We start from the raw sequence: 25457 nt of genomic DNA on the forward strand, positions 1-25457 counted from the left end.
CGGCATGTTGCAGGAATTCAGCGCGCCGGCCGCCGCGCACGCGCGGCATCGAGGTCCTCGCACAGCGCGGCCGCACCCTGTGCGATCCGAGGCGAAGGCCGCGTCAGCAGGTCGCCGTCGATCGCGAACAGGTTGTTGCGTGTCACGGCCGTCAGCGCGGGCCACGCGCGCCAGCGTGCCAGGCTCGGCAGCGGTTCGTTCGAACGCGTCGCACCGGCGCTGGTCGTCACGATCGCTTCCGGATTCGCCGCGAGCACGGCCTCGTCGGTGACGGTCGGTGCGAGCGGCTTGAGCGACGCGAACACGTTGCGCCCGCCGCATAGCTCGATCACTTCGTTGATCAGGTGTGTGCCGTTGAGCGTCGTCAGCGGCCGATCCCAGACGTGGAAGAACATCGTGACGGGCGCGCGCGCCGCGTAGCGTGTGCGCAGTGCCGCGATGTCGCGCGTATAGGCGGCCGCAGCCGCATCGGCCGCCGGTTGAGTGCCGAGCAGCGTGCCGAGCCGGCGCAGTGACGACGACACGTCGTCGAGATGCTTCGGTTCGCTGAAGAACAGCGGGATGTGCAGCGCACGCAGCGCGTCGGTCTGGCGCTCGGCGTTGCCGTGCCGCCAGACGACGATCAGGTCGGGCTTCAACGCGGCGATCCGCTCGAGGTCGAGCGCCTTGTTGTCGCCGATACGCGGCACCGCTTGCGCGGCGGGCGGATAGTCGCTGTACGTGACGGTGCCGACGAGCTTCGCACCGCCGCCGGCCGCGTAGACGAGTTCGGTCGCGTGCGGTGCGAGGCTGATCACGCGTTGCGCCGGTGCGGGCAGCGTGACGGTGTTGCCGGCGTCGTCGCGCGTCGACACCTCGGCGTGGACGAGCGGAGCGTGCGCCAGCGCGGCCAGCATCGCGACCGGCGCCAGCCGGCGAAACAGGCGCGGACTCATGCGGATGCCTGTCGAAGCAGCGGCACGCAGCGCGCAAGCGCGTCGCCGAGGCGCTGCCATTCGGCTTCGCTGCCTGGCAGGCCGACGCGTACGCTCGACGGCGCCGGGAAGTGCCGCGTCCAGATTCCGTGTGCCGCGAGTGCTGCATGCAAGGCCGCGGCGCGCGGGTCGTCGGTCCAGCTGAAGAGCGGTGTTGCACGAACCGCGAAGCCATGCGTACGCAGTAATTCGGCCAGTCGTTCGCCGTCGGCCGCGAGCCGTTCGCGGGCGGCGGCCTGCCACGCGCGATCGGCAAACGCGAAGGTCACCGCGTGCCGCGCGGGACCGCCGACCGTCCACGCGCCGAGCATGTCGCGCAACGCGACGATGCGTTCGGGGCACGCGAGCACGAAGCCCGCGCGGATGCCGGCGAGCCCGTAGAACTTGCCGACCGAGCGCAGCACGACGAGCCCCGGGCGATCGACCTGCGGCGCGAGCGACTGTGATGCGCCGGTATCGGCGAATGCCTCGTCGACGATCAGCGTGCCGCCGCGTGCCGCCAGTTGCGCACGCCAGCCGAGCAGGCGCTCGGTCGGCACGAATTCGGCGGTCGGATTGTTCGGATTCCCGACGATGGCGTGACGCATTGTCGCGGGCAGCGTATCGGCGCCGATGTCGAGCGGTACGACACGATGGCCGTGACGCACGAATGCGGGCGCATATTCGCCGTATGCGAGCGTCGCGACTCCGGCGTCGCCGGCCGGCAGCAACGCGGGCAATGCGCGGATCGCGGCCTGGCTGCCGGCAACCGGCAACACGTGGGCGGGATCGGGTGCGTGGTAGTACTGCGCGGCGCAGGCCGCGAGGCCGTCGCCGTCGTCGGGCAGCCGGCGCCACGCGTCGGCCGGGACGGGCGGCACCGGATAGCCGACCGGATTGATGCCGGTCGACAAGTCGAGCCACGCGTCGTACGGGATGCCGTGGCGGCGGGCGGCTTCATGCAGGTTGCCGCCATGCACGATGCGTGTATCAGACATGATGGGTGGCCATGGCGAGTGCGCCGCTCGCGACCAGCAGCGCGAGCCACAGGGCAAGCGTGCGCGTGACGAGCGACAGCGCGGCGACGATGTGGAGGGCGGTTGCAGACGCGCCGGTACCCAGCGCGGGGCGATCCTCGATCTCGCCGTGATAGACGGCCGGGCCGCCGAGCTGCACGTTCAGGCTGCCGGCGCCCGCTGCCATCACTGGGCCTGCGTTCGGGCTGTCCCAGTGACGCGCCTGTGTGCGCCAGCAGCGCCATGCGGTAGCCGTATCGCCGAGCAGTGCGTAGCTCGCGGCCGTGAGGCGCGCGGGCAGCCAGTTCAGCGCATCGTCCAGACGCGCGGCGGCCCAGCCGAAGGTCAGGAAGCGCGGCGTGCGGTAGCCCCACATCGCGTCGAGCGTATTCGCGAGCCGGAACAGCAGCGCGCCGGGACCACCTGCGACGACGAACCAGAACAGCGCGCCGAAGATCGCGTCGTTGCCGTTTTCGAGCGCCGATTCGACGGCCGCGCGCGACAGCGCGCCTTCGTCGGCGTCGCTCGTATCGCGCGACACGATGCGCGCGGTCAGCGTGCGGGCGGCCGCGAGGTCGTGCCGCAGCAGCGCGGCGGCGATCGGCGCGACATGGTCGGCGAGGCTCTTCGCGCCGAGCGCGAACCACAGCAGCGCGACGTGCAGCGCGGCCGCGAGCGGCCACGGCAGCACGGTGACAAGCCATGCCGCGACGGCCACCGGCGGCACGACGGCCGCGATCCACGCGGCGACGCCGATCATGCGGCCGCGCCGGCCGGTGTTCAGTGCGCCTTCGATGCGTGCGGCGAGGCGGCCGAACGCGACGAGCGGATGCCAGCCGGCCGGCTCGCCGAGTGCGCGGTCGACGATCGCGGCCGCGACCGCGAGCATCGCGACAACAGGCAGCGACAGCATCAGCATGACGATGCTCCCGCCTTGAGGTCGAGCGGCAGCCCCGCGACGAGCAGCGTCACGCGCGTCGCGAGCGCGGCGACGCGCTGGTTCAGGCGCCCGAGTTCGTCGACGTAGCGGCGCGTGACCGACCCGAGCGGCACGACGCCGAGCCCGATCTCGTTGCTGACGACGATCACCTTCGCGCGCGCGCCGCGCAATGCGTGCTCGAGACGGTCGACCTGGGCCGCGTACTGCGCATCGTCGAGCGGTTCGCCGTCGGCCGGGCACAGCAGGTTCGTGAGCCACAGCGTCAGGCAGTCGACGAGCAGGCACGCGTGCGGATCGTCGAGCCGCGCGAGCGTGCCGGCGAGGTCGACGGGTGCGTCGGCGAAGCCCCAGTGGGCCGGCCGCCGCGCGCGATGATGCGCGATGCGCTGCGCGAATTCGGCATCGGCGGCGGTCGCGGTCGCGATGTAGGTGACGGTGCGGCCGCTGTCGGCGGCGAGCCGCTCGGCGTAGGCGCTCTTGCCCGAGCGCGCGCCGCCGAGGACGAAGGTGAGGTCGTGCGGAATCATCGCGTGATTGTAACGGCGCGGGCATACCGGCGCGGGCGATAATGCGGCCTTTGCTTCGCAACGACCTTTACACGATGAATGCACCCGAGCCGCGGCCGCGCGGCACGCTGATGATCCAGGGCACGACGTCCGACGCGGGCAAGAGCACGCTCGTCGCGGGATTGTGCCGCCTCGCGCACCGTGCCGGCGCGCGCGTCGCGCCGTTCAAGCCGCAGAACATGGCGCTCAACAGCGCGGTAACGGCCGACGGCGGCGAGATCGGCCGCGCGCAGGCGCTGCAGGCGCTGGCCGCGGGCGTCGCGCCGCATACGGATTTCAACCCCGTGCTGCTGAAGCCGACGAGCGACCGCGGCGCGCAGGTGATCATTCACGGCAAGGCGCGCATGAACCTCGACGCACGCGCGTATCACGACTACAAGCCGGTCGCGTTCGATGCGGTGCTCGAGTCGTATGCGCGCCTGCGTGCCGGCTACGACACGGTGATCGTCGAAGGCGCCGGCAGCCCGGCCGAGATCAACCTGCGCGAAGGCGACATCGCGAACATGGGCTTCGCCGAACGCGTCGACTGTCCGGTCGTGCTCGTCGCCGACATCGACCGCGGCGGCGTGTTCGCGCACCTGGTCGGCACGCTCGCGTGCCTGTCGGACAGCGAACGCGCACGCGTGCGCGGCTTCGTGATCAACCGCTTCCGCGGCGACATCAAGCTGCTCGAACCGGGGCTCGACTGGCTGCGCGCGCAGACGGGCAAGCCCGTGTTCGGCGTGCTGCCTTACCTGCACGGGCTGCTGCTCGACGCCGAGGACATGCTGCCCGCTCAGGCGCGCAGCGCCGCCGCGCGCGGCGACGCCGGCGTGCTGCGCGTCGTCGTGCCCGCGCTGCCGCGCATCAGCAACCACACGGATTTCGATCCGCTGCGCGCGCATCCGCAAGTCGAATTCACATACTGGAAGAGCGGCCCCGTGCCGGACGCGGACCTGCTGATCCTGCCCGGTTCGAAGAGCGTGCAGCGCGACCTCGCATGGCTGCGCGACGCGGGCTGGGATGCGGTGATCCGTCGCCATCTGCGCTACGGCGGCAAGGTGATCGGCATCTGCGGCGGGATGCAGATGCTCGGCCGCACGCTCGACGATCCGCTCGGCCTCGAAGGCGTGCCCAGCAGCATGCCGGGGCTCGCGCTGCTCGATTTCGACACGACGCTGCAGCCCGACAAGACGCTGAAGAACGTGACGGGACAACTCGCGCTGCCGGGCGGAGCCACCGTGCGCGGCTACGAGATCCACATGGGCGACACGCGCGGGCCCGCGCTCGCGGCGCCCGCGTTGACGCTGGCGGCCGACGGTGTGCAGGACGGTGCGCGCGCGGACGGCGCGGTGTCGGCCGACGGCCAGATCCTCGCGACCTACGTGCACGGGCTGTTCGACGCGCCCGACGCATGTTCGGCGCTGCTCGCGTGGGCCGGGCTCGACGGCGCGGAACGCATCGACTATCCGGCGCTGCGCGAGGCATCGCTCGAGCGGCTGGCCGACACGTTCGCCGACCATCTCGATCTCGACGCGCTGTACGCCGAATTTCGTTGACGTGCGCGCGGCCAGCCCTCGCTTTTTCCGCCCGATCGCGTACAACAGAGGAGGGCGGAGGTCCGCCCGGAGGAGTGCGACGATGAAGGCTCGATGGTGGTGGAGCATGCTGCTCGCGGCGCTGCTGGGCGTGTCGGCGGTGGCGCATGCGTGCGATTCGTACACGCCGGGCGGCCAGTCCGGCTCCGGCGACGCCACACAAGGCAAGAGCGGCTACTGAAGCATCGCAACGGGCATGATCGCTCATGCCCGTTTTTAATTCGATTCGTTCTCGCTGGGAATCAATTAAAGCGTATTGGCGTGTTTATCGGCGAAATTGATTTCAATAGAGTGTGATCCATTCTCATCCACTCACGAAGGAATCCGCCATGAACTCCAATCGCCTGAACGATTTCGCCGCGACGCTGCTGCGTGTCACGCTCGGCGTGCTGTACCTCGCGCACGTGGCGCAGAAGGTGTTCGTCTTCACGCTGCCCGGCACCGCGCAATTCTTCGCGTCGATCGGCCTGCCGGGCTGGCTCGCGTACCTGACGACGTTCGTCGAGCTGGCGGGCGGCCTCGCGCTGCTCGCGGGCTTCCGCGTGCGCGTCGCCGCGCTCGTGCTGCTGCCGTTCATGCTCGGCGCGACCGCCGCGCATCTGCCGAACGGCTGGAGCTTCTCGTCGCCGAACGGCGGCTGGGAATATCCGGCGTTCTGGGCCGTCACGCTGGCCGTGCAGGCGCTGCTGGGCGGCGGGGCGTTTGCGATCGGTGCGCGGGAGGCGGCGGCCCAGCACGCGTAAGGCGAACGAAAGCGGCGTGCGGATCGGCGCAACCCGTTCCGGTGACACCCCGTTTGCCGATATCATCGCTCCCTGTATCCGCAATCGAGCGGCGCCAGCCATGCGGCCGGCGCCGCGCGGCTTTTTCGGGGGAATTCATGACGGTGATCGTGGTGGCGAATCCGAAGGGCGGCGTGGGGAAGAGCACGCTGTCCACCAATCTTGCCGGCTATTTCGCGGCGCAGGGCGCATGGGTTGCGCTGGCCGACCTTGACCGGCAGCAGTCCGCGCATGCGTGGCTCGACCTGCGGCCCGCCGGCCTGCCGCCGATCGAGGCGTGGGATCTCGATCCGGACGCGCCGTCGAAGCCGCCACGCGGCCTCGAATATGCGGTGATCGACACGCCGGCCGGCCTGCATGGCACCCGCCTCAATCTCGCGCTGCAACTGGCCGACAAGGTGATCGTGCCGCTGCAGCCGTCGATGTTCGATATTCTCGCGACCCAGCAGTTTCTGGAGCGCCTGGCCGGCGAGAAGGCGGTGCGCAAGGGCAGCGTCGAGGTCGGGATCGTCGGGATGCGGGTCGATGCGCGTACGCGCTCGTCCGACCAGCTGCACCGGTTCGTCGAGGGGCTTGGCCTGCCGGTGCTCGGCTACGTGCGCGACACGCAGAACTACGTGCAGATCGCCGCGCACGGCCTGACGCTGTGGGACGTCGCGAAGAGCCGCGTCGAGAAGGATCTCGAACAGTGGCGGCCGATCGTCGAATGGGCCGAGCGCCGTGCGCCGAAGGCGGAAAAGGCGGAGAAGGTCGCCAAGGCGTCCTGAGCGTGACGAAACGAGAAGGGCCGGATCCCGTGGCGTACGGGATCCGGCCCTTTGTTCGTAAGCGGCAGGCGGCTTACGTCCAGTTCTGCGTCGGTACGTGATCGCGGTGGCCCTTGATCTTGTTGCCGTCGTCGATGAACACGAGCTTCGGCTTCCAGCCGGCCTGCAGTTCGGCTTCGTCGACCATCGCGAACGCCGCGATGATCACGAGGTCGCCGAGCTGCGCGCGGCGCGCGGCCGAGCCGTTCAGCGAGATCATCCCGCTGCCGCGCTCGCCCTTGATCGCGTACGTCGAGAAGCGCTCGCCGTTGTTGATGTTCCAGATGTCGATCCGTTCGTTTTCGATGAGGCCGGCCGCTTCGAGCAGGTCTTCGTCGATCGCGCACGAGCCTTCGTAGTGCAGCTCGCAGTGCGTGACTGCCGCGCGGTGGATCTTCGATTTGAGCATGTGGCGCTGCATGGTGTCTCCGTGATGCGTCGTGAGAGGCGCGGGCGCGGCGGCCCGTCAGATTTCCAGGTTGTCGATGAGGCGCGTCGCGCCGAGCTTCGCGGCCGCGAGCACGACGAGCGGCTCGCCGGCTTCGAGTTCGGCGGCGCTCGGTGCGATCAGGTTCGCGCGACGGCGGATCGCGATGTAGTCGGGCGCCCAGCCGCGCTCGGCCAGGTGCGTGCGCGCGTGCTGCTCGAGCTTGCCGAGATCGCGTTCGCCGCCGAGCACGCTGTCGCGCACGCGCTGCAGCGTTTTCGCGAGTTCGGGCGCTTCCTTGCGCTCGTCGGTCGTCAGGTAGCGGTTGCGCGACGACAGCGCGAGGCCGTCCTCGTCGCGCACGGTTTCGGCCGCGATGATCTCGACCGGCAGCGCAAGCTGCTGGCACATCCGGCGCACGATCATCAGCTGCTGGTAATCCTTCTTGCCGAACACGGCGACGCGCGGCTGCACGCAGGACATCAGCTTCGTGACGACCGTGCACACGCCGGCGAAGAAGCCGGGCCGGAATTCACCCTCGAGAATGCCGCCGAGGTCATCCGGCGGCAGCACGCGGTATTCCTGCGGTTCCGGGTACATGTCGCGCTCGGTCGGCGCGAACAGCACGTAGACGTTTTCCTTCTGCAGCTTCTCGATATCGTCCTGCAGCGTGCGCGGGTACTTGTCGAAATCCTCGCTCGGGCCGAATTGCAGCCGGTTGACGAAGATGCTCGCCACGACCGGGTCGCCGTGCTGGCGCGCGAGGCGCATCAGCGACAGGTGCCCTTCGTGAAGGTTACCCATCGTCGGCACGAACGCCGTGCGGTTCTGTCCGCGCAGCTGGTCGCGCAGTTCATGGATCGAGCTGATGACTTTCATGATCGGGTAGCGGGTTCCTCGCGCATGCGCGCGTTGGCGCCGCAACAGCGGCGTCGGGGTCGAAGCGGAGAACGCCGGCGCGCGGGCGGCGCATCGGGCGTCGGCGGATTGTAGAGGATTTGGCCGCCGGACGCATCGATAAAAGAACGATCGTTCACTTTTTATCGGAGCGTGCCGGATACCCGCCGGACGACCAGCCGCCGCGGCGAAGCGGCGAGCGCCGGGATCGGGATGAAGCGGGAAGCGGCGGGGGCGGGTGTTACGCGGGCAGGTACGCGAGGCGCACGTAGATCGGCGCGAACGGTTCGGGCTGCGTGATCTCGACGAGCGATTCGCGTGCGAGTTCGAGCATCGCGATGAAGTTCACGACGACGACTGGCACGCCGCGCGACGTGTCGAACAGGTCGGCGAACTCCATGAAGCGCGCGTTCTGCAGCCGGCGCAGGATCAGGCTCATGTGTTCGCGCACCGACAGCTCCTCGCGGGAGATCTTGTGATGCTGGACGAGCTTCGCGCGCTTGAGCACGTCGGCCCACGCGGCGCGCAGGTCGTCCGAGTTCACGTCGGGGAAGCGCGGCGTGATGCTCTGCTCGATGTAGACGTCGGCGCGCAGGAAGTCACGGCCGAGCTGCGGCAATTGGTCGAGCCGCTGCGCGGCGAGCTTCATCTGCTCGTATTCGAGCAGGCGGCGCACGAGTTCGGCGCGCGGATCTTCCGCTTCCTCGCCGGTGTCGGCCTTCTTGACCGGCAGCAGCATCCGCGACTTGATCTCGATCAGCATCGCGGCCATCAGCAGGTACTCGGCCGCCAGCTCGAGGTTCGTCGTGCGGATCTGGTCGACGTAACCCAGATACTGCGCGGTGACCTGCGCCATCGGGATGTCGAGCACGTTGAAATTCTGCTTGCGGATCAGGTACAGCAGCAGGTCGAGCGGGCCTTCGAACGTCTCGAGGAAAATCTCGAGCGCATCGGGCGGGATGTACAGGTCCTGCGGCAGCTTGAAGAGCGGTTCGCCGTACAGGCGAGCGAACGCCGCGACACCGTCGACCGTGTCGGGCGTCGAATCGGCGCCCGCGGGCGCGGCGATCGCGTCGTCCTGCCGGGCGGCGCTGGCCTCGTCGGCGGCGCTCACGTCGTCAGAAGTTCTGGTAGTAGACGTACGACGTTTGCTTCACGCGCGCTTCCTGCTGGTCGGCGCGCTCTTCGAGATCGATCGGCTGCTTGTCCCACAGCAGGGAACGGCCCTTGCGCTGCTCTTCCTCGAGCGTCGGCTTCTGCTGCTTGAGCTGGTTCAGGAACTGCGTGACGTCGGACTGGTACGGCATGGCTGGATCTTCCGTTTCGGGCGGCGCACGATGCGCCGGATTCGCGATGGCGGGATTTTACCGCATCGCGGGGAACAGCCGGCGCCAATCGCGCGTCGAATCCGCGGGGCGGCGCCGGAGCGCATGGCGCGGCGGCCGTGGCGGGCCTAGCAGTCTTTCACAATCGTTTGGCTTTGACGCTCGCGCCCTGTGGTCAAATACAGGGTTTTCCACGAAACCGTAACAATCCAGGACGGCGAGGTCATATTTGGCGGGGCAGTCGAACCAGCAAGCACCCATGGCGCACGACGCGGGCCCGCGCGCGGCACGCAGTCGCGCCGGCGCCGTGGCCGGCATCGCACGGGCGACCCTCGCCGGGTGCCTCGCCGCGTGCTTCGCGCTGCCGGCCCATGCGAAGTACGACGTCGACATCGACGCGCCGCGCTCGATCCGCAAGCTCCTCAAGTCGCATCTCGATATCGCGCGCTTCGCGAAGCGCGACGACATCAGCGACGACCAGTTCGACTTCCTCGTGACCGCCACGCCGCAGCAGGTGCGCGACCTGACCGCGACGGCCGGCTATTTCTCGCCGGTCGTGCGTACCGACGTGCGCACGCGCGACGGCAAGCGCGACGTGCGCATCGCGGTCGATCCGGGGAAGCAGACCTTCGTGTCGACGGTCGACCTGACGTTCAAGGGACCCGTCGACACCGAGGATCCGAAGCAGGAGGCCGCGACGCGTTTCGCGTTCTCGCTGAAGCCCGGCGATCCGTTCACGCAGTCCGACTGGGACGGTGCGAAGGGCGCGGCGCTCAGGCAGCTGCAGTCGCGTCGTTATCTCGGCGCGAAGATCGCGTCGTCCGAGGCGCGCATCGATCCGCGTACGCAGCGTGCGACGCTTGCCGTCACGTTCGAGAGCGGCCCGACCTTCACGATCGGCAAGGTCGACGTCGACGGCGTGCGTCGCTATCCGGAGAAGATCGTCACGAACGTCAATCCGCTGTCGGAAGGCGAGATCTACGACGTGCAGCGGATCACCGAGCTGCAGCGGCAGTTGCAGAACACACCTTATTACGCGAGCGTCGCGATCGACGTCGGCGACGATACGGCGAAGCCCGAGCGCACGCCCGTGCACGTGAAGGTCAGCGAGTTCCCGTACAACAACATCCGCGGCGGTGTCGGCTTCGCCACCGATACGGGGCCGCACGTGCAGGGCTCCTATACGTATCTCGACACGTTCGGCGCCGCGTGGCCGCTGACGGTGTCGGGCCGGCTCGACCAGATCCAGCAGTACGGTCAGGTCCAGCTGTCGATGCCGCCGGGCGAGAAGGGCTGGACCAACAGCGTGCTGGCGTCCTATACGAACACCAACGTGTCGGACACGCGCATCTACAGCGCGCGGGTCGGCGTGCAGCGCACGCGCACGGGCCAGTTCATCGACTATTCGTATTCGCTGATGTACTACCAGGACCGGCTCGACCAGAACGGCGCGGGGCCGACCACGAGCCGCGCGCTGGTGCCGCAGTGGGCGTGGACGCGCCGCAACGTCGACGATCCGCTGTTCCCGCGTTCGGGCAACCTGATTCACGCGGAGGCCGGCTTCGCGATCAAGGGCGTGGCGACCGACCAGACCTTCGTTCGCGGCTACGCGCGTGGCCAGCAGTACCTGCCGATCGGCAAGCGCGACCTGTTCGTGTTCCGCGCGGAGCTCGGCGGCGTGTTCACGGGCGGCAGCTCGAACGGCGTGCCGGCGTCGCTGCTGTTCCGCGCGGGCGGCTCGAACTCGGTGCGCGGCTACGGCTACCAGAGCATCGGCAACAGTGTCGACGGCTCCGTGTTGCCGACCAAATACCTGATGACGGGCACCGCCGAATACCAGCACTGGTTCAACCGCGACTGGGGCGCCGCGACGTTCTTCGACATCGGCACCGCGACCGATGCGTGGGGCGAGCGCGTGTTCTACCCGGGCGTCGGTGTCGGCGCGCGCTGGCGCAGCCCCGTCGGCCCCATCAACGTCGACGTCGCATACGGGTTGCGCAACCATAGCGTGCGCCCGTACCTGACGCTCGGCATCGCTTTCTGACCGTACCGCTTCATCGACGACGAACCGCATGACGAAGGACCCGAACGACACGCCGCCGCCTCACGATCCGGACTCGCCCGACGGCGCGCCCGACACGCCGCCGCGCGCGCCGCGCCGCGGCCGGGCGGTGCGCGTCGTCGCGTGGACGCTCGCGGCGGTCGTGCTGCTCGTCGTGCTGGCGGCGGCGCTGGTGGTGGGCGCGGTGACGACGGAGCGCGGCACGCGGCTCGCGTGGCAGGTGGCCGGGCACGTGCTCGGCACACGGCTCGCGGGCACGCTCGAAGGCGGCTCGCTCGCGACCGGCGTGCGGCTGCGCGGCTTCGCATGGACGAGCCCCGACGGCTCGGGCACCGAGGTCCGGATCGACCGGATCGACGGCCGCTGGGCGCTGACCCGTGCGCCGTGGCGGCTGTCGATCGCCTATCTTCGCGCGGGCACGATCGACGTGCGGGTCGCGCCGGGGCCGTCGACGCCGAGCACCACGCCGCAGGACCTGAGCCTGCCGCTGCAGTTGCGGATCGACGACCTGCGCGTCGATCGGCTTGCGATCCACGACGGCGGCTCGACGACGCAGCTCGACCATATCGCGCTGAACGGTCGCAGCGACGGCCGTCACCATGAACTCGTGCTCGACGGCGTCGATACGCCGTACGGCGCGCTGACCGCGCGTGCGAAGCTCGACGGCGTGAAGCCGTTCGCGCTGACCGGCGAAGCCACCTACGCGGGCAAGCTGTCGGACGAGCCGGTCGACGCGCGGGCCCGCGTGTCGGGTTCGCTCGAAGCGCTCGTCGCCGACGTCGACGCGAGCGGGATGAAGCTGAACGGGCGCGCGCACGTCGAGGCCGCGCCGTTCGGCGCGGTGCCGCTCACGCGCGCGTCGCTCGCGTTCGACCATGTGAACCCGCAGGCGCTTTCGCCTGGCGCGCCGGCGGCCGATCTCGCGGTGCGGGCGGAACTCGCACCCGTGACTGCGCCGGCCGGCTCGGCGCCCGCGAAGGGGTTCGCGGTGACGGGCCCGGTGTCGATCGTCAACGCGAAGCCCGGCACGCTCGGCGACCACCTGCTGCCGGTAATCGACGCGCATGCGAACGTGCATCTCGACGCGCACGCGCAACGGATCGACGATCTCGCGCTGAAACTGATCCGCGACGGCAGCGTGACGGGCAACGGCACGCTGAAGGGCGGCAAGGGCCGCTTCGACCTGAAGGTCGCGAACCTCGACCTGAACGCGTTCGTGGCCGAGTTGCGGCCGATGCGTCTCGGCGGCCCGCTCGGCGTGACGCTCGCGGGCGACGTCACGACCGTCGACTTCAACCTGAACGACCCGAAGCTCGCGCTCGGCGCACGCGCGAAAGTCGCGCTGACGCCGCAGCAGACCGTGTTGACCGACGCACGCGTGACGGCAGGCAAGGGGCGTATCGACCTGACGGGCGTGTTCCGTCACGACGCGCATTCGAGCTACGACGCGAAGGCAACGCTCACGGCGTTCGATCCGCTGCTCCTCGCCGCGTTGAGCGCACCGAAGGCCGGCGGCAACAAGGCGCCTGCCAAGGCGGCCAAGGCGTCCGCCACGCACGGCGAGACGCGCGTGTCGGGCACGCTGACGGCGTCGGGCGCGTTCGCGCCGCAGGTTTCGACGAAGGCGACCTTCAAGCTCGGCGACAGCCTGTACGACGGTGTGCCGCTGACCGGCGCCGGCGTCGTGCAGCTCGCCGGTTCGCGGATCCTGCCGAGCAATGCGACCCTGTCGATCGCGGGCAACCACGTCGACCTGCGCGGCAGCTTCGGCGCGCCCGGCGACCGGCTGCGCTTCGTGATCGATGCGCCGCAGCTCGACCGGCTCGGCTTCGGCGTCGAAGGGCTCGTGCAGGCGCAGGGCGACCTGACGGGCAGCTTCGCGCATCCGAACGTGACGGCCACCTACAAGGCCGAGCACGTCGTCGTCGGCTCGAACCGGATCGGCGCCGCGCAAGGCCGCGCGGATATCCGCGACGGCGCGCACGGCGCGCTCGTGTTCACGGCCGACGCGTCCGACATCGCGCTCGGCTCGCTGAAGCTGAAATCGCTGCGCGCGAACCTCGACGGCACGCGCGCGAAGCACACGCTCGACGCGTCGGCGCTCGGGATGGCCGGCGGCCGCGTGATCGACCTGACGCTCGCGGCGAACGGCGGCGTGGTCGAGAACCGCGACGGGATGCGCTGGGACGGCACCGTCACGCGTCTGGCGAATCGCGGCACGCCGGCCGTCGCGCTGCAGGCGCCGCTGACGGTGTCGGCCGGCGCCGGCCGCGTGACACTCGGCGCGACGCGCCTCACGCTCGAAGGCGCGGCGATCGACCTGAAGTCGTTCGTGTTCGATCACGGCCAGATGCGCTCGGCGGGCTCGGTGAGCGGCGCGTCGGTCGCGCGTCTCCTCGAAGTCCGCCAGGAATTGACGGGCCAGCGCCCGCCGGTGCGGACCGACGTCGTGCTCGACGCCGACTGGGATTTCTCGCTCGGCGCGAACGCGACGGGCTACGTGCAGGTGAAGCGCCGCGGCGGCGACGTGACGATCGAGAGCGGGCGCGGCATCGCGTCGCTCGGGTTGACCGACCTGTCCGCGCGCGCGAGCTTCACGCCCGGCAACCGGCTCAACGTGACGGCGCTCGCGAAGGCGAGCCGGATCGGCACGCTCGACGCGAACGTCACGGTGCCGTTTGCGTTGCACGACGGCGTGTTCGGTGTCGTCAACGACGGTCCGCTGTCGGGCCGCATCGACGCAGACATTCCGGCACTGAAAACGACCGGCAACCTGTTCGGGCCGAGCTATCTCCTTGGCGGACGTGCGGCGCTGAAGCTGACGGTCGCCGGCACGCCGGTGAAGCCGAACCTGTCGGGGATGCTGACGGGCGACGATTTGTCCGCGACGCTCATCGACCAGGGCGTACAGCTGAAGGACGGCATCGTGCGCGTGAAGCTGTCGGACAACCTGGTCGAATTCCAGCAGGTCGAGTTCCACGGCGGCGATGGCACGCTGCGCGCGCTCGGCCGCGTGCGCCTCGACGGCGAGGCGCCCGACCTGACCGCGAGCATCGTCGCGGACAAGCTCGAACTGTTCGCGGCGCCGGACCGCAAGCTGTCGCTGTCGGGCAAGGCAACCGTCGCGAATGACGGGCCGCGCGGCGCGCTGTCGATCGACGGCAAGTTCGTGGTCGACCGCGCGTTGTTCGACCTGCCCGAGGAATCGGCGCCGCACCTGTCGGACGACGTCGTGATCGTGCAGCCGGACGGCACGGTGCGCGGCGAGACGCCGACCGGCACCGCGATCGCGAAGCCGAAGCCGGTCGAGGACAAGCCGGCGCCGTCGCTCGCGCCGCGCGCGAACATAGACATCGGGCTTGGCAACAACTTCCGCTTCAAGGGGCACGGCGCCGATCTCGGGCTGCGCGGCACGATCACCGTGATGAGCGCGCCGGGCGTGCCGCTGCGCGCGGTCGGCAACGTGCGCGTGACCGAAGGGTCGACGTACACCTCGTTCGGCCGCAAGCTCGCGATCGAGAACGGCTTCTTCACGTTCAACGGCCCGGTCTCGAACCCGGGCGTCAACATCCTCGCGATGCGGCGCAACCAGGAGGTCGAGGCCGGCGTGCAGGTGACGGGCACGATCCAGTCGCTGACGGTCAAGCTCGTGTCGGAGCCGAACGTCACGGACAACGAAAAGCTGTCGTGGCTGCTGTTCGGGCACGGCACCGACCAGGGCAACAACGTCGGCCAGCAGGGGGCGATGACGGCGGCGCTCGGGCTGCTCGGCAGCGTGACCGGCAAGCGCGTCGCGCAGACCTTCGGTCTCGACGAGGTGTCGGTCGGCCGCAGCGAAGTCGGCCTGACCGATCCGCAGGTCGTGCTGGTGTCGAAGGCGATCAACGAGCGGTTCGTGCTCGGTTTCGAGCAGGGGCTGCAATCGGCGGCCAACGCGTTCAAGGCGACGATCAACCTGACGCGCTTCTGGTCGGTGTCCGCGTACGGCGGCACGTTCCAGGGCGTCGACCTGAACTACACGCGGCGTTTCGACCGGTGGTTCGGCAGCGACGCCGCACGCACGCGGCTTACCGAGCAGCCATGAAAAAGCCCCGCACGACTCGTGCGGGGCCTTTTTTTGCGCCAGTGGCAGCGTGTTCGGCTTACTTCACGCGCATGCCGGGCTTCGCGCCGCTGTGCGGCTCGAGGATGTAGAGGCCCGGTTCCGCCTTCTCGTCGGTGGCCGACGCCGCGAGCACCATCCCTTCGGACAGGCCGAACTTCATCTTGCGCGGCGCGAGGTTCGCGACCATCACCGTCAGCTTGCCGACGAGCTGCTCGGGCTGGTACGCGGACTTGATGCCCGAGAACACATTGCGGGTCTTTTCCTCGCCGATGTCGAGCGTGAGCTGCAGCAGCTTGTCCGAGCCTTCGACCGCCTGGCACGCGACGATCTTCGCGATGCGCAGGTCGATCTTCGCGAAATCGTCGATCGAGATCGGTGCGTCGTCGGCGCCGTTCACAACCGCCTGTTTCGCGTTCGCCTTCGCGTTGTTCTTTGCGTCCTTCGCGGCGTTGGCGCTCGCGGCGGCCGCACCGGTGGCCTCGGCCTGCAGCGAATCGCGGTTCGCGGCGAGCAGCGCCTCGATCTGCTTCGCGTCGACGCGCGTCATCAGGTGCTGGTACGCCTTGATCGGCTGTTCCGACGACAGCGGCTTCGCGGCATCGGCCCACGCGAGCGGCGCGATCCCGAAGAACGCCTCGACGGCCTCGGCGACACGCGGCATCACCGGCTTCAGCGCGAGCGACAGCAGGCGGAACGACTCGAGGCTCACGCTGCAGGTTTCATGCAGTGCGACCGCGTTGGCCGGATCCTTCGCGAGATCCCACGGCTTCGCGCCGTCGACGTACGCGTTCACTTCGTCCGCAAGCTCCATCGTCTGGCGCAGCGCGCGGCTGTATTCGCGTGCTTCGTAGTGCGCGGCGATCTGCGGAATCGCATCGCGCAGCTTCGCGACGAGCGGGTGGTTCATCGCGCTGTCCTGCACGCGGCCGTCGAAACGCTTGATCAGGAAGCCGGCCGCGCGGCTCGCGATGTTCACGTACTTGCCGACGAGGTCGCTGTTCACGCGCGCCTGGAAATCGTCGAGGTTCAGGTCGATGTCTTCCATCGTCGCGTTCAGCTTCGCGGCGAAGTAGTAGCGCAGCCATTCGGGGTTCAGGCCCGTGTCGATGTAGCTCTGCGCGGTGATGAACGTGCCGCGCGACTTCGACATCTTCGCGCCGTCGACCGTCAGGAAGCCGTGCGCGAACACGTTGGTCGGCGTGCGGTGGCCCGAGAACTCGAGCATCGCGGGCCAGAACAGCGTGTGGAAGTACAGGATGTCCTTGCCGATGAAGTGGTACTGCTCGGCCTTCGTGCCCGGGCGGATCCACGCATCGAAGTCGATGCCGTTGCGGTCGCACAGGTTCTTGAAGCTCGCGTAGTAGCCGACCGGCGCGTCGAGCCACACGTAGAAATACTTGCCGGGCGCGCCCGGGATCTCGAAGCCGAAATACGGCGCGTCACGCGAGATGTCCCAGTCGGCGAGCTTGGCTTCGCCGGCGTCGCCGAGCCATTCGCGCATCTTGTTGGTCGCTTCGGGCTGCGCGAGGCCGCTCACCCATTCGCGCAGGAACGATTCGCAGCGCGGATCGGACAGGCGGAAGAAGTAGTGCTTCGACGTCTTGCGCACCGGCGTCGCGCCCGACACGACCGAATACGGATTCAGCAGTTCGGTCGGCAGGTAGGTCGAACCGCACACTTCGCAGTTGTCGCCGTATTGATCCTTCGCGTGGCACTTCGGGCACTCGCCCTTGATGAAGCGGTCCGGCAGGAACATTTCCTTGACCGGGTCGTATGCCTGCTCGATCTCGCGCTCGGCGATCAGGCCGGCGTCCTGCAGCGCGAGGTAGATTTTCTCGCTCAGCACGCGGTTCTCGTCCGAATCTGTCGAGTAGAAGTTGTCGAACGACACGCCGAAGCTGTCGAAGTCGCGCTTGTGTTCGGTCCACACGCGATCGATCAGCTGCTTCGGAGTCAGGCCTTCCTTCTCCGCGCGCAGCATGATCGGCGTGCCGTGCGTGTCGTCGGCGCCGATGTAGTAGACCTCATGGCCATGCATTCGCAGCGTCCGCACCCAGATGTCGGTCTGGATGTACTCGACCAGGTGGCCGATGTGGATCTGCCCGTTGGCATAGGGCAGTGCGGACGTTACGAGGATCTGGCGGTCGCCTTGCGGCGCCGCAGCCTGCACGGAAGTGAGGTCGGATGCGGACATAGGGTCTGTAGAGGAACTGCGGAAAAACGACGGGAAAGTGCGATTCTAGCAGGGGCGAACGCCAGCGATGCGAGCGGGCGCCGCGGACCGCGCGCCGGAGGAGGCGGGGCCGCGCAGGTAGCGTACCCGGTAGTGTTGTGCTGCGGCGCAGCACGAATTCTGCAGGCAAAAAAAACCGGGGCGGATACGGCCCCGGAGCAACAACGACAAGAGGAGAATGGTGACGCGCCGGCAACACCAGCCGCGTACCGTAAATACTGACCGCGGCCTGCGACAGAAGTTCGAAAATATTTTCGATTTGTTACCGGCCCCGCCGGACGCGTTGTCCGGCGGGGCTGCGCGGGCAGCCTGCCCGCGCCTTCTCCTCGTCGTGTGCTTACTGCGCCTGCGCTGCGCGCAGGTAGATTTCGACGCGGCGGTTCTGTGCGCGGCCGGCTTCGCTCGCGTTGTCCGCGATCGGGTTCGATGCGCCCATGCCTTGTGCCGACAGGCGGCCGCCGTTCACGCCGCGCTGGGCGAGTGCGTTGACGACGCTTTGCGCGCGGTTCTGCGACAGCGTCTGGTTCAGCTGCGCCGAGCCCGTGCTGTCGGTGTAGCCGACGATCGAAGCCGTGACTTGCGGGTTCTGGTTCAGCGTCGTGGCCAGGTCGTTCAGCAGCGGCGTGAAGGCCGGCGTGATCGCGTACTGGTTCGTCGCGAACGTGACCGAGCTCGGCACGTTCAGCTTCAGCGAGCCGTCCGGCTGTTCGGTGACCTGCGTGCCCGTCTTCGCTGCCGACGGCGCGAGCTTGTTCTTGATCGCCTGCCAGTTGTAGCCCGTCACGCCGCCGACCAGTGCGCCGACACCTGCGCCGATCGCCGCGCCCTTGCCGCCGCCCGCCAGCGCGCCGATACCTGCGCCCAGCGCCGCACCCGTGCCGGTACCGACGGCCGTATTGTTGCCTTGCTGCGTGGCGCAGCCTGCCAGCAGTGCGCCGGCCAATGCGAAGACGGACAAGCGGGTCGCGATTTTCATGTTCATCTTGGATTCCTCTCTTGGTTGAACGAGTCGACAACGACGACAACAACAGTTACGGCTCCCTGCGCGGGCCGCCCGAAAAAGGAGGGCAGGCCTGCGCTCGCGGCAGCCGCCGAGGTGGCCGCATGCCCTGTCCGTCAGCGTGGCTGTTCGGACAGTGCGACGCGTCAGCCTCTACAATATAGGCGGTAAGTGGCCGATTTGGCCCCATAGCGTGCCGCACGCGAAGAGTGCGCCGGGTCGCGCGTTCGCGCAATGGCGTGCAACAGATTCTTTCACTTTTCCCGATTTTCGCAGCGTAATTTGATATTTTTTGACGTTTGCGCGCGAGAAAAACGTTTTCATGGAGTTTCGATGAGCATTGACCGGGCACAAGTCGACGCCGCATTGGCGGCAGTCGTCGACCCCAATACCGGCCGCCCGTATGCGGCGAACAAGGGCGTGCGCAACGTCGCGATCGACGGCGATGTCGTGGCGCTCGACGTGGTGCTCGGTTATCCCGCGCGCAGCCAGCACGACGACGTGCGCGCGCGCGTCACCGCGGCGCTCCAGGCGGTGCCGGGCGTGCGCGACGCACGCGTCGCCGTGTCGCAGGAGATCGTCGCGCATACGGTGCAGCGCGGCGTGAAGCTGCTGCCGAACGTGAAGAACATCGTCGCGGTCGCATCGGGCAAGGGCGGCGTAGGCAAGAGCACGACGGCCGTGAACCTCGCGCTCGCGCTCGCCGCGGAAGGCGCGTCGGTCGGCATCCTCGACGCCGACATCTACGGCCCGTCGCTGCCGACGATGCTCGGTATCCACGGCCAGCGCCCCGAGTCGCCGGACAACCAGTCGATGAACCCGCTGGTCGGCCACGGGCTGCAGGCGAACTCGATCGGCTTCCTGATCGAGGAAGACAACCCGATGGTGTGGCGCGGCCCGATGGCGACCTCCGCGCTCGAACAGCTGCTGCGCCAGACCAACTGGCGCGAACTCGACTACCTGATCGTCGACATGCCGCCCGGCACCGGCGACATCCAGCTCACGCTCGCGCAGCGTGTGCCCGTCACCGGCGCGGTGATCGTCACGACGCCGCAGGACATCGCGCTGCTCGACGCGAAGAAGGGCCTGAAGATGTTCGAGAAGGTCGGGATTCCGATCCTCGGTATCGTCGAAAACATGAGCATCCACATCTGCTCGAACTGCGGCCACGAAGAGCACATCTTCGGCGCCGGCGGCGCCGAGCGGATGGCGAAGGATTACGACGTGAACGTGCTCGGCAGCCTGCCGCTCGACATCGCGATCCGCGAGCGCGCCGACAGCGGCACGCCGACGGTGGCGGCCGATCCCGAAGGCGCGCTGGCGCGCCGCTACCGCGAGATCGCGCGCGGCGTCGCGCTGGCGATTGCCGAGCGATCGCGCGACATGACGTCGAAGTTCCCGTCGATCGTTGTTCAAAATACGTAAAACCCTTGCGGGGCGGGCCCTTACGCTGTTTACGGCGCCACGAGGCGCGGTATCATGGCGACTTTTCCCGGGTCCCTTTACCCGCCCGGCGCGGCCGTCGTGTCAAACGACCGCCCGCCGGCATGAGGATCGAATGAAACAACGACATCACGGCGTGCGCGCCGGCCGCGCGCAGCGCGCGCTGCTGGCCGCCGCCGCGCTGGGCCTGCTGGCCGGCTGTACCTCCTTTTCCTCGTCGCACGAAAAACGGGCCGACGCACAACTGCAGCCGACGGTCGGCGCGCAGGCGCGCGGCGCCGTCACGTTCGTCGAGCGCCCGGACGGTGTCCAGGTCACCTACAACCTGGCCGGTCTGCCGCCGAACAGCGATCATGCGCTGCAGGTGCACGAGCGCGGCGACTGCAACGCGGGCGACGGTTCGAGCGCCGGCCAGGTGTTCGCGCCGGCCGCCGACCGCCTGCGCGCGGGTGCGCGCGTCGCCGGCGATCTCGGCAACATCCATGCGGACGCGAACGGCGTCGCGGCCGGCTTCATCGTCGCGCCCGATCTGGCCCTCGATGGCGTGCGTTCGGCGATGAACCGCGCGGTGCTGGTGCACCGCGAACCGAGCGATCCCGCGTTTCCGCAGCATGGCGCGGGGCCCGCGCTGGCCTGCGGCGTGATCCGTTGACGGCCGCCGCGTGCGCCGGCCGATGATCGCGTAAAATGTCCGCCTTTCCTGGCCGCCGTCTTGTATCGGCGGCTTTCGTTTTCCGTCACGCAGCGTTTCCTGGCGCCCCGATATGAGTATCAAGTCCGACAAATGGATTCGGCGCATGGCCGAAGAGCACAAAATGATCGAGCCGTTCGTGCCCGATCAGGTTCGCGCGTCCGAGGACGGCCGCCGGATCGTCAGCTACGGCACGTCGAGCTACGGCTACGACATCCGCTGCGCGGACGAATTCAAGATCTTCACGAACATCAACTCGACGATCGTCGATCCGAAGAACTTCGACGAGGGTTCGTTTGTCGATTTCAAGGGCGACGTGTGCATCATCCCGCCGAATTCGTTCGCGCTGGCCCGCACCGTCGAATATTTCCGCATCCCGCGCACCGTGTTGACCGTCTGCCTCGGCAAGTCGACCTATGCGCGCTGCGGGATCATCGTCAACGTGACGCCGTTCGAACCCGAGTGGGAAGGCTACGTCACGCTGGAATTCTCGAACACCACGCCGTTGCCCGCGAAGATCTACGCGAACGAAGGCGTCGCCCAGGTGCTCTTCTTCGAGAGCGACGAAGTGTGCGACGTGTCGTACGCCGATCGCGGCGGCAAGTATCAGGGGCAGCGCGGTGTCACGCTGCCGAAAACCTGATCTGGTTGCATAACGTCTCACCAGTTTCCGGGTGACCGCTGCGCGTGACGCGCCGCGGTCGTTCTTTTTGGAGAATCGCCCATGAAGTTTCGTTTCCCCGTCGTCATCATCGACGAAGATTTCCGCTCCGAGAACATCTCGGGCTCCGGCATCCGGGCGTTGGCCGAAGCGATCGAGAAAGAGGGCGTCGAAGTCCTCGGCCTCACGAGCTACGGCGATCTGACGTCGTTCGCGCAGCAGTCGAGCCGCGCGTCGTGCTTCATCCTGTCGATCGACGACGACGAACTCATGCTCGGCGAGACCGGCCAGGACGGCGAACTGCCCGAGCTGGCGACCGCGATCATCGAGCTGCGCGCGTTCGTCACCGAAGTGCGCCGCCGCAACGCGGACATCCCGATCTTCCTGTACGGCGAAACGCGCACGTCGCGCCATCTGCCGAACGATATCCTGCGCGAACTGCACGGCTTCATCCACATGTTCGAGGACACGCCGGAGTTCGTCGCGCGCCACATCATCCGTGAGGCGAAGGTCTATCTCGACTCGCTCGCGCCGCCGTTCTTCAAGGAACTCGTCAAGTACGCGGACGAAGGCTCGTACTCGTGGCACTGCCCGGGCCACTCGGGTGGCGTCGCGTTCCTGAAGAACCCGCTCGGCCAGATGTTCCACCAGTTCTTCGGCGAGAACATGCTGCGCGCGGACGTCTGCAACGCGGTGGACGAACTCGGCCAGCTGCTGGACCACACGGGCCCGGTCGCGGCGTCCGAGCGTAATGCGGCGCGCATCTTCAGCGCCGACCACCTGTTCTTCGTGACCAACGGCACGTCGACGTCGAACAAGATCGTCTGGCATGCGACCGTCGCGCCGGGCGACATCGTGCTGGTCGACCGCAACTGCCACAAGTCGATCCTGCACGCGATCACGATGACGGGCGCGATTCCCGTGTTCCTGACGCCGACGCGCAACCACTTCGGCATCATCGGGCCGATCCCGCGCGACGAATTCAAGCCGGAGAACATCCGCAAGAAGATCGAGGCGAACCCGTTCGCGCGCGAAGCGATGCGCGAGAACCCGGACATGAAGCCGCGCATCCTGACGATCACGCAGAGCACGTACGACGGCGTCGTCTACAACGTCGAGATGATCAAGGACCTGCTGGGCGACCTGCTCGACACCCTGCACTTCGACGAAGCGTGGCTGCCGCACGCGACGTTCCACGATTTCTACCGCGACATGCACGCGATCGGCGACGGCCGTCCGCGCACGGGCGCGCTCGTGTTCGCGACGCACTCGACGCACAAGCTGCTCGCGGGCATCTCGCAGGCGTCGCAGATCGTCGTGCAGGATTCGGAGAACCGCACGTTCGACAAGCACCGCTTCAACGAGGCGTACCTGATGCACACGTCGACGAGCCCGCAGTACGCGATCATCGCGTCGTGCGACGTCGCGGCCGCGATGATGGAGCCGCCGGGCGGCACCGCGCTCGTCGAGGAATCGATCGCGGAGGCGATCGACTTCCGCCGCGCGATGCGCAAGGTCGACGCCGAATACGGCGACGACTGGTTCTTCAGCGTGTGGGGCCCGGACAACCTGTCCGAGGAAGGCATCGGTTCGCGCGAGGACTGGATGCTGAAGCCGAACGACCACTGGCACGGCTTCGGCCCGCTGGCGGAAGGCTTCAACATGCTCGACCCGATCAAGGCGACGATCATCACGCCGGGGCTCGACGTCGACGGCGAGTTCGGCGAGACGGGCATTCCCGCCGCGATCGTCACGAAGTACCTGGCCGAGCACGGGATCATCGTCGAGAAGACCGGCCTGTACTCGTTCTTCATCATGTTCACGATCGGCATCACGAAGGGCCGCTGGAACTCGATGGTGACCGAGCTGCAGCAGTTCAAGGACGACTACGACAACAACCAGCCGCTGTGGCGCGTGCTGCCGGAATTCGTCGCGCAGCATCCGCGCTACGAGCGTGTCGGCCTGCGCGACCTGTGCGCGCAGATCCACGACGTGTACCGCGCGAACGACATCGCCCGCCTGACGACGGAGATGTACCTGTCGGACATGGAGCCGGCGATGAAGCCGTCGGACGCATTCGCGAAGCTCGCGCACCGCAAGATCGACCGCGTGCCGCTCGACGAGCTCGAAGGCCGCGTGACGAGCATCCTGCTCACGCCGTACCCGCCGGGCATTCCGCTCCTGATCCCGGGCGAGCGCTTCAACAAGACGATCGTGAACTACCTGCGGTTCGCGCGCGACTTCAACGAGCGTTTCCCGGGCTTCCACACCGACATCCACGGCCTCGTCGCGGAAGAGGTGAACGGCCGCGTCGAGTACTTCGTCGACTGCGTGCGCGACTGATGGCGGCGCACGGACGAATCCGGGCGATGCGCGCGGCGTTGGCCGCGCTCGTCGTCTGGGCGGCAGGCGCGGCGGGGCTGGCAGGGTCGGGCGTCGCACACGCGGAAGTCGCGGCGGCCGACCCGATCGATGTCGCGATGCGGCAATGCCTCGCGCGGCGCGACCGGTCGTCGCCGGCCGGCCAGATCCAGTGCATGGGCGAAGCGCAGCAGCAGTGGCAGGCCGTGATGGACGGCGCGTACCAGCGCCTGTTGAAGGATGCGCCGGCCGATGCGAAGCGCGGCTGGCAGGACAGCCAGCGCCATTGGCTCACGTGGCGCAAGGACGAAGTACATCTGCTGAAGGCCGTGTACGACACGACGCGTGGCACGTCGTATGCGATGTCGAGCGCCGACCTGCAGCTGCAGCCGGTGCGCGATCGCGCGCTGGCGCTGCGCGGCGCGGCCGATCGCTATGCGCCGCCGCCCGCCGCGGTACCGGTCGCGGCGACGAGCGGTGCGCAGGGCGGCACGAGCGCAGCCCAGGCTGCGGCCACGCCGACTGCCAAGCCGGCGGCAAACGCGTCGCGCGATCGGGCCGTGCGCCGCGTGCGGCCGTGTGAACAGGATGCCGCGTGCGAGCACGCGTTGTTCGACCTGAACCGTTATTACCAGAAGCTGCGTCGCAAGATGCCGGCCCATTCGGCCGCGACGCTCGTACGCGCGCAGCGCGCGTGGGTCGGGTTCCGCGATGCGACGGCGCCGCTCGTCGGCGAGGACGGGCGCGTCGACCTGATCGGGGCGCGCATCGCGACGATGAAGCGGCTGTCGGAGACGGCCGGCAACAAGTAAGGGCCGCCACGACACGGGTCGTTCGGCCAGCCAACGACACGGGCACCCTGGGGTGCCCGTTTTGCATTGCGCGGCGTGCGGTGACGCCTATGCAGGCTGCGATGTGCCTTGCAGGCCGAACCACGACGGCACGAGCGCGACGGCATCGTCGAGCGACGCGAGCACGTGCAGGCTCAGCGCGATGATTTCGGGAGTCGGCGCTTTCAGGTCGGGCACGGTGACGACCGATGCGCCGGCGCCGGCGGCCGACTGCGCGCCGAAGTCACTGTCCTCGAACGCGACGCACGCATGTGCTGGCACGCCGAGGCGTTCGGCCGCGAGCCGGTAGACGGCCGGGTCGGGCTTGCCGCGTGCGACTTCGTCGCCGCCCGCGATCGCGCGGAAGAACGGCAGCACGCCGACCGCGTCGAGCCGCGCGCGGATCACTTCACCAGCGGACGACGATGCGACCGCGCATGGAATGCCGGCCCGCGCGAGCGCATCGAGCAGCGCGAACGCACCCGGTTTCAGCGGAAACTTCGGATGCGGCTCGGGCGCCGCGAGCTGCTCGCGCACGCGGGTGCGCACGGCGTCGAACGTATCGGGATTGCCGATCAGCCGCGCCAGGATGACCTGGCCTTCGGCGAACGAGCGGCCGACGATCTGCAGGTAGTCGGTGACGGTCAGCGCGACACCGTGCGCATTCGACACGTCGATCCACGTGTTCATGATGGTCCGCTCGGAATCGACGAGCAGGCCGTCCATGTCGAAGAGCGCGGCGGAAAAGGTCATCGGCGGCATCCGGGAAGCTGGGAAAGCGA

General features: G+C 68.4%; 22 protein-coding genes. 11 read left to right on the plus strand and 11 right to left on the minus strand.

The window, feature by feature from the left end; genetic code table 11:
* Positions 1-17: 17 nt before the first annotated feature.
* From U5809_RS07245 to cobU, 4 genes are read right to left on the minus strand one after another with little or no spacing between them, the layout of a single operon-like run.
* Positions 18-935, minus strand: coding sequence for a cobalamin-binding protein (locus tag U5809_RS07245; RefSeq protein ID WP_322086002.1), 918 nt, complete (start codon positions 933-935; stop codon positions 18-20).
* Positions 932-1951, minus strand: a complete 1020-nt coding sequence (gene cobD / locus U5809_RS07250; RefSeq protein ID WP_322086003.1) for a threonine-phosphate decarboxylase CobD — start codon at positions 1949-1951, stop codon at positions 932-934. Before cobD ends, U5809_RS07245 begins: the two co-directional genes overlap by 4 nt.
* Positions 1944-2888, minus strand: coding sequence for an adenosylcobinamide-phosphate synthase CbiB (gene cbiB, locus U5809_RS07255; RefSeq protein WP_322086004.1), 945 nt, complete (start codon positions 2886-2888; stop codon positions 1944-1946). The genes cobD and cbiB overlap by 8 nt, the downstream gene beginning before the upstream one ends.
* A complete protein-coding gene (gene cobU, locus U5809_RS07260; RefSeq protein WP_322086005.1) occupies positions 2882-3436 on the minus strand; it encodes a bifunctional adenosylcobinamide kinase/adenosylcobinamide-phosphate guanylyltransferase in 555 nt (184 codons plus the stop codon). The genes cbiB and cobU overlap by 7 nt, the downstream gene beginning before the upstream one ends.
* 74 nt (positions 3437-3510) lie before the next feature.
* Between cobU and U5809_RS07265 the strand changes: the two genes are divergently transcribed.
* The 4 genes from U5809_RS07265 to U5809_RS07280 all read left to right on the plus strand — a co-directional run bounded on the left by U5809_RS07265 (position 3511) and on the right by U5809_RS07280 (position 6601).
* A complete protein-coding gene (locus tag U5809_RS07265) occupies positions 3511-5013 on the plus strand; it encodes a cobyric acid synthase (RefSeq protein ID WP_322086006.1) in 1503 nt (500 codons plus the stop codon).
* A gap of 82 nt (positions 5014-5095) precedes the next feature.
* Complete coding sequence (locus tag U5809_RS07270; RefSeq protein ID WP_322086007.1) at positions 5096-5233, plus strand: hypothetical protein; 138 nt, start codon at positions 5096-5098, stop codon at positions 5231-5233.
* 148 nt (positions 5234-5381) lie between these two features.
* Entirely contained in the window at positions 5382-5795 is a 414-nt protein-coding gene (locus U5809_RS07275) for a DoxX family protein (protein ID WP_322086008.1), read from the plus strand.
* 137 nt (positions 5796-5932) lie between these two features.
* Positions 5933-6601, plus strand: coding sequence for a ParA family protein (locus tag U5809_RS07280; RefSeq protein WP_322086009.1), 669 nt, complete (start codon positions 5933-5935; stop codon positions 6599-6601).
* 73 nt (positions 6602-6674) lie between these two features.
* Here U5809_RS07280 and panD read toward each other — a convergent pair whose 3' ends face one another.
* The 4 genes from panD to U5809_RS07300 all read right to left on the minus strand — a co-directional run bounded on the left by panD (position 6675) and on the right by U5809_RS07300 (position 9271).
* A complete protein-coding gene (gene panD, locus U5809_RS07285) occupies positions 6675-7061 on the minus strand; it encodes an aspartate 1-decarboxylase (protein WP_011545962.1) in 387 nt (128 codons plus the stop codon).
* Positions 7062-7106: 45 nt separating this feature from the next.
* On the minus strand, positions 7107-7946 hold the full coding sequence (gene panC, locus U5809_RS07290) for a pantoate--beta-alanine ligase (protein WP_322086010.1): 840 nt from the start codon (positions 7944-7946) through the stop codon (positions 7107-7109).
* Between the two features lie 259 nt (positions 7947-8205).
* Positions 8206-9078 (minus strand): segregation and condensation protein A, encoded by an 873-nt coding sequence (locus U5809_RS07295; RefSeq protein ID WP_176050634.1) that lies wholly within the window; start codon positions 9076-9078, stop codon positions 8206-8208.
* A gap of 4 nt (positions 9079-9082) precedes the next feature.
* Positions 9083-9271, minus strand: coding sequence for a DUF3460 family protein (locus U5809_RS07300; RefSeq protein ID WP_322086011.1), 189 nt, complete (start codon positions 9269-9271; stop codon positions 9083-9085).
* Between the two features lie 247 nt (positions 9272-9518).
* On the opposite strand from U5809_RS07300, the gene U5809_RS07305 reads away from it, so the two are divergent.
* The gene (locus U5809_RS07305; protein ID WP_322086012.1) at positions 9519-11333 is read left to right on the plus strand and encodes an autotransporter assembly complex family protein; all 1815 of its coding nucleotides are present in this window, start codon (positions 9519-9521) and stop codon (positions 11331-11333) included.
* 28 nt (positions 11334-11361) lie between these two features.
* Positions 11362-15435 carry a translocation/assembly module TamB domain-containing protein gene (locus tag U5809_RS07310; RefSeq protein WP_322086013.1) on the plus strand — a complete coding sequence of 1358 codons (4074 nt, stop codon included), beginning with the start codon at positions 11362-11364 and terminating at the stop codon, positions 15433-15435.
* Positions 15436-15493: 58 nt separating this feature from the next.
* On the opposite strand, the gene metG is transcribed toward U5809_RS07310, so the two are convergent.
* The gene (gene metG, locus U5809_RS07315; RefSeq protein ID WP_322086014.1) at positions 15494-17650 is read right to left on the minus strand and encodes a methionine--tRNA ligase; all 2157 of its coding nucleotides are present in this window, start codon (positions 17648-17650) and stop codon (positions 15494-15496) included.
* Between the two features lie 376 nt (positions 17651-18026).
* The gene (locus U5809_RS07320) at positions 18027-18671 is read right to left on the minus strand and encodes an OmpA family protein (protein WP_282505762.1); all 645 of its coding nucleotides are present in this window, start codon (positions 18669-18671) and stop codon (positions 18027-18029) included.
* A gap of 351 nt (positions 18672-19022) precedes the next feature.
* Between U5809_RS07320 and apbC the strand changes: the two genes are divergently transcribed.
* The 5 genes from apbC (at position 19023) to U5809_RS07345 (ending at position 24657) form a co-directional block, all read left to right on the plus strand.
* Entirely contained in the window at positions 19023-20114 is a 1092-nt protein-coding gene (gene apbC, locus U5809_RS07325; protein WP_322086015.1) for an iron-sulfur cluster carrier protein ApbC, read from the plus strand.
* A gap of 133 nt (positions 20115-20247) precedes the next feature.
* Positions 20248-20784: a superoxide dismutase [Cu-Zn] gene (gene sodC, locus U5809_RS07330; protein WP_282505760.1), complete on the plus strand. Its 537-nt coding sequence runs from the start codon at positions 20248-20250 to the stop codon at positions 20782-20784.
* A 112-nt stretch (positions 20785-20896) separates the two neighbouring features.
* Entirely contained in the window at positions 20897-21466 is a 570-nt protein-coding gene (dcd, locus tag U5809_RS07335) for a dCTP deaminase (RefSeq protein ID WP_006398615.1), read from the plus strand.
* Positions 21467-21547: 81 nt separating this feature from the next.
* Positions 21548-23827, plus strand: a complete 2280-nt coding sequence (locus tag U5809_RS07340) for an arginine/lysine/ornithine decarboxylase (RefSeq protein WP_176050627.1) — start codon at positions 21548-21550, stop codon at positions 23825-23827.
* A complete protein-coding gene (locus tag U5809_RS07345; protein WP_322086016.1) occupies positions 23827-24657 on the plus strand; it encodes a lysozyme inhibitor LprI family protein in 831 nt (276 codons plus the stop codon). The genes U5809_RS07340 and U5809_RS07345 overlap by 1 nt, the downstream gene beginning before the upstream one ends.
* Positions 24658-24744: 87 nt before the next feature.
* Here U5809_RS07345 and U5809_RS07350 read toward each other — a convergent pair whose 3' ends face one another.
* Entirely contained in the window at positions 24745-25428 is a 684-nt protein-coding gene (locus U5809_RS07350) for an HAD family phosphatase (protein WP_322086017.1), read from the minus strand.
* Between the last annotated feature and the right edge of the window lie 29 nt (positions 25429-25457).

Source organism: Burkholderia sp. BCC1999, from assembly GCF_905339975.1.
In the GTDB taxonomy this organism is placed as follows: Bacteria; Pseudomonadota; Gammaproteobacteria; order Burkholderiales; family Burkholderiaceae; genus Burkholderia.

Bases quoted from the DNA above. Each gene is read 5' to 3' on its own strand.
- U5809_RS07265 (WP_322086006.1), top strand. From the start codon at position 3,511: ATGAATGCACCCGAGCCGCGGCCGCGCGGCACGCTGATGATCCAGGGC.
- dcd (WP_006398615.1), top strand. From the start codon at position 20,897: ATGAGTATCAAGTCCGACAAATGGATTCGGCGCATGGCCGAAGAGCAC.
- U5809_RS07300 (WP_322086011.1), bottom strand. From the start codon at position 9,271: ATGCCGTACCAGTCCGACGTCACGCAGTTCCTGAACCAGCTCAAGCAG.
- U5809_RS07320 (WP_282505762.1), bottom strand. From the start codon at position 18,671: ATGAACATGAAAATCGCGACCCGCTTGTCCGTCTTCGCATTGGCCGGC.
- U5809_RS07345 (WP_322086016.1), top strand. From the start codon at position 23,827: ATGGCGGCGCACGGACGAATCCGGGCGATGCGCGCGGCGTTGGCCGCG.
- apbC (WP_322086015.1), top strand. From the start codon at position 19,023: ATGAGCATTGACCGGGCACAAGTCGACGCCGCATTGGCGGCAGTCGTC.
- U5809_RS07350 (WP_322086017.1), bottom strand. From the start codon at position 25,428: ATGACCTTTTCCGCCGCGCTCTTCGACATGGACGGCCTGCTCGTCGAT.
- panD (WP_011545962.1), bottom strand. From the start codon at position 7,061: ATGCAGCGCCACATGCTCAAATCGAAGATCCACCGCGCGGCAGTCACG.
- cobU (WP_322086005.1), bottom strand. From the start codon at position 3,436: ATGATTCCGCACGACCTCACCTTCGTCCTCGGCGGCGCGCGCTCGGGC.
- cobD (WP_322086003.1), bottom strand. From the start codon at position 1,951: ATGTCTGATACACGCATCGTGCATGGCGGCAACCTGCATGAAGCCGCC.
- U5809_RS07280 (WP_322086009.1), top strand. From the start codon at position 5,933: ATGACGGTGATCGTGGTGGCGAATCCGAAGGGCGGCGTGGGGAAGAGC.
- U5809_RS07310 (WP_322086013.1), top strand. From the start codon at position 11,362: ATGACGAAGGACCCGAACGACACGCCGCCGCCTCACGATCCGGACTCG.
- U5809_RS07275 (WP_322086008.1), top strand. From the start codon at position 5,382: ATGAACTCCAATCGCCTGAACGATTTCGCCGCGACGCTGCTGCGTGTC.
- U5809_RS07340 (WP_176050627.1), top strand. From the start codon at position 21,548: ATGAAGTTTCGTTTCCCCGTCGTCATCATCGACGAAGATTTCCGCTCC.
- U5809_RS07270 (WP_322086007.1), top strand. From the start codon at position 5,096: ATGAAGGCTCGATGGTGGTGGAGCATGCTGCTCGCGGCGCTGCTGGGC.
- U5809_RS07245 (WP_322086002.1), bottom strand. From the start codon at position 935: ATGAGTCCGCGCCTGTTTCGCCGGCTGGCGCCGGTCGCGATGCTGGCC.
- metG (WP_322086014.1), bottom strand. From the start codon at position 17,650: ATGTCCGCATCCGACCTCACTTCCGTGCAGGCTGCGGCGCCGCAAGGC.
- panC (WP_322086010.1), bottom strand. From the start codon at position 7,946: ATGAAAGTCATCAGCTCGATCCATGAACTGCGCGACCAGCTGCGCGGA.
- sodC (WP_282505760.1), top strand. From the start codon at position 20,248: ATGAAACAACGACATCACGGCGTGCGCGCCGGCCGCGCGCAGCGCGCG.
- cbiB (WP_322086004.1), bottom strand. From the start codon at position 2,888: ATGCTGATGCTGTCGCTGCCTGTTGTCGCGATGCTCGCGGTCGCGGCC.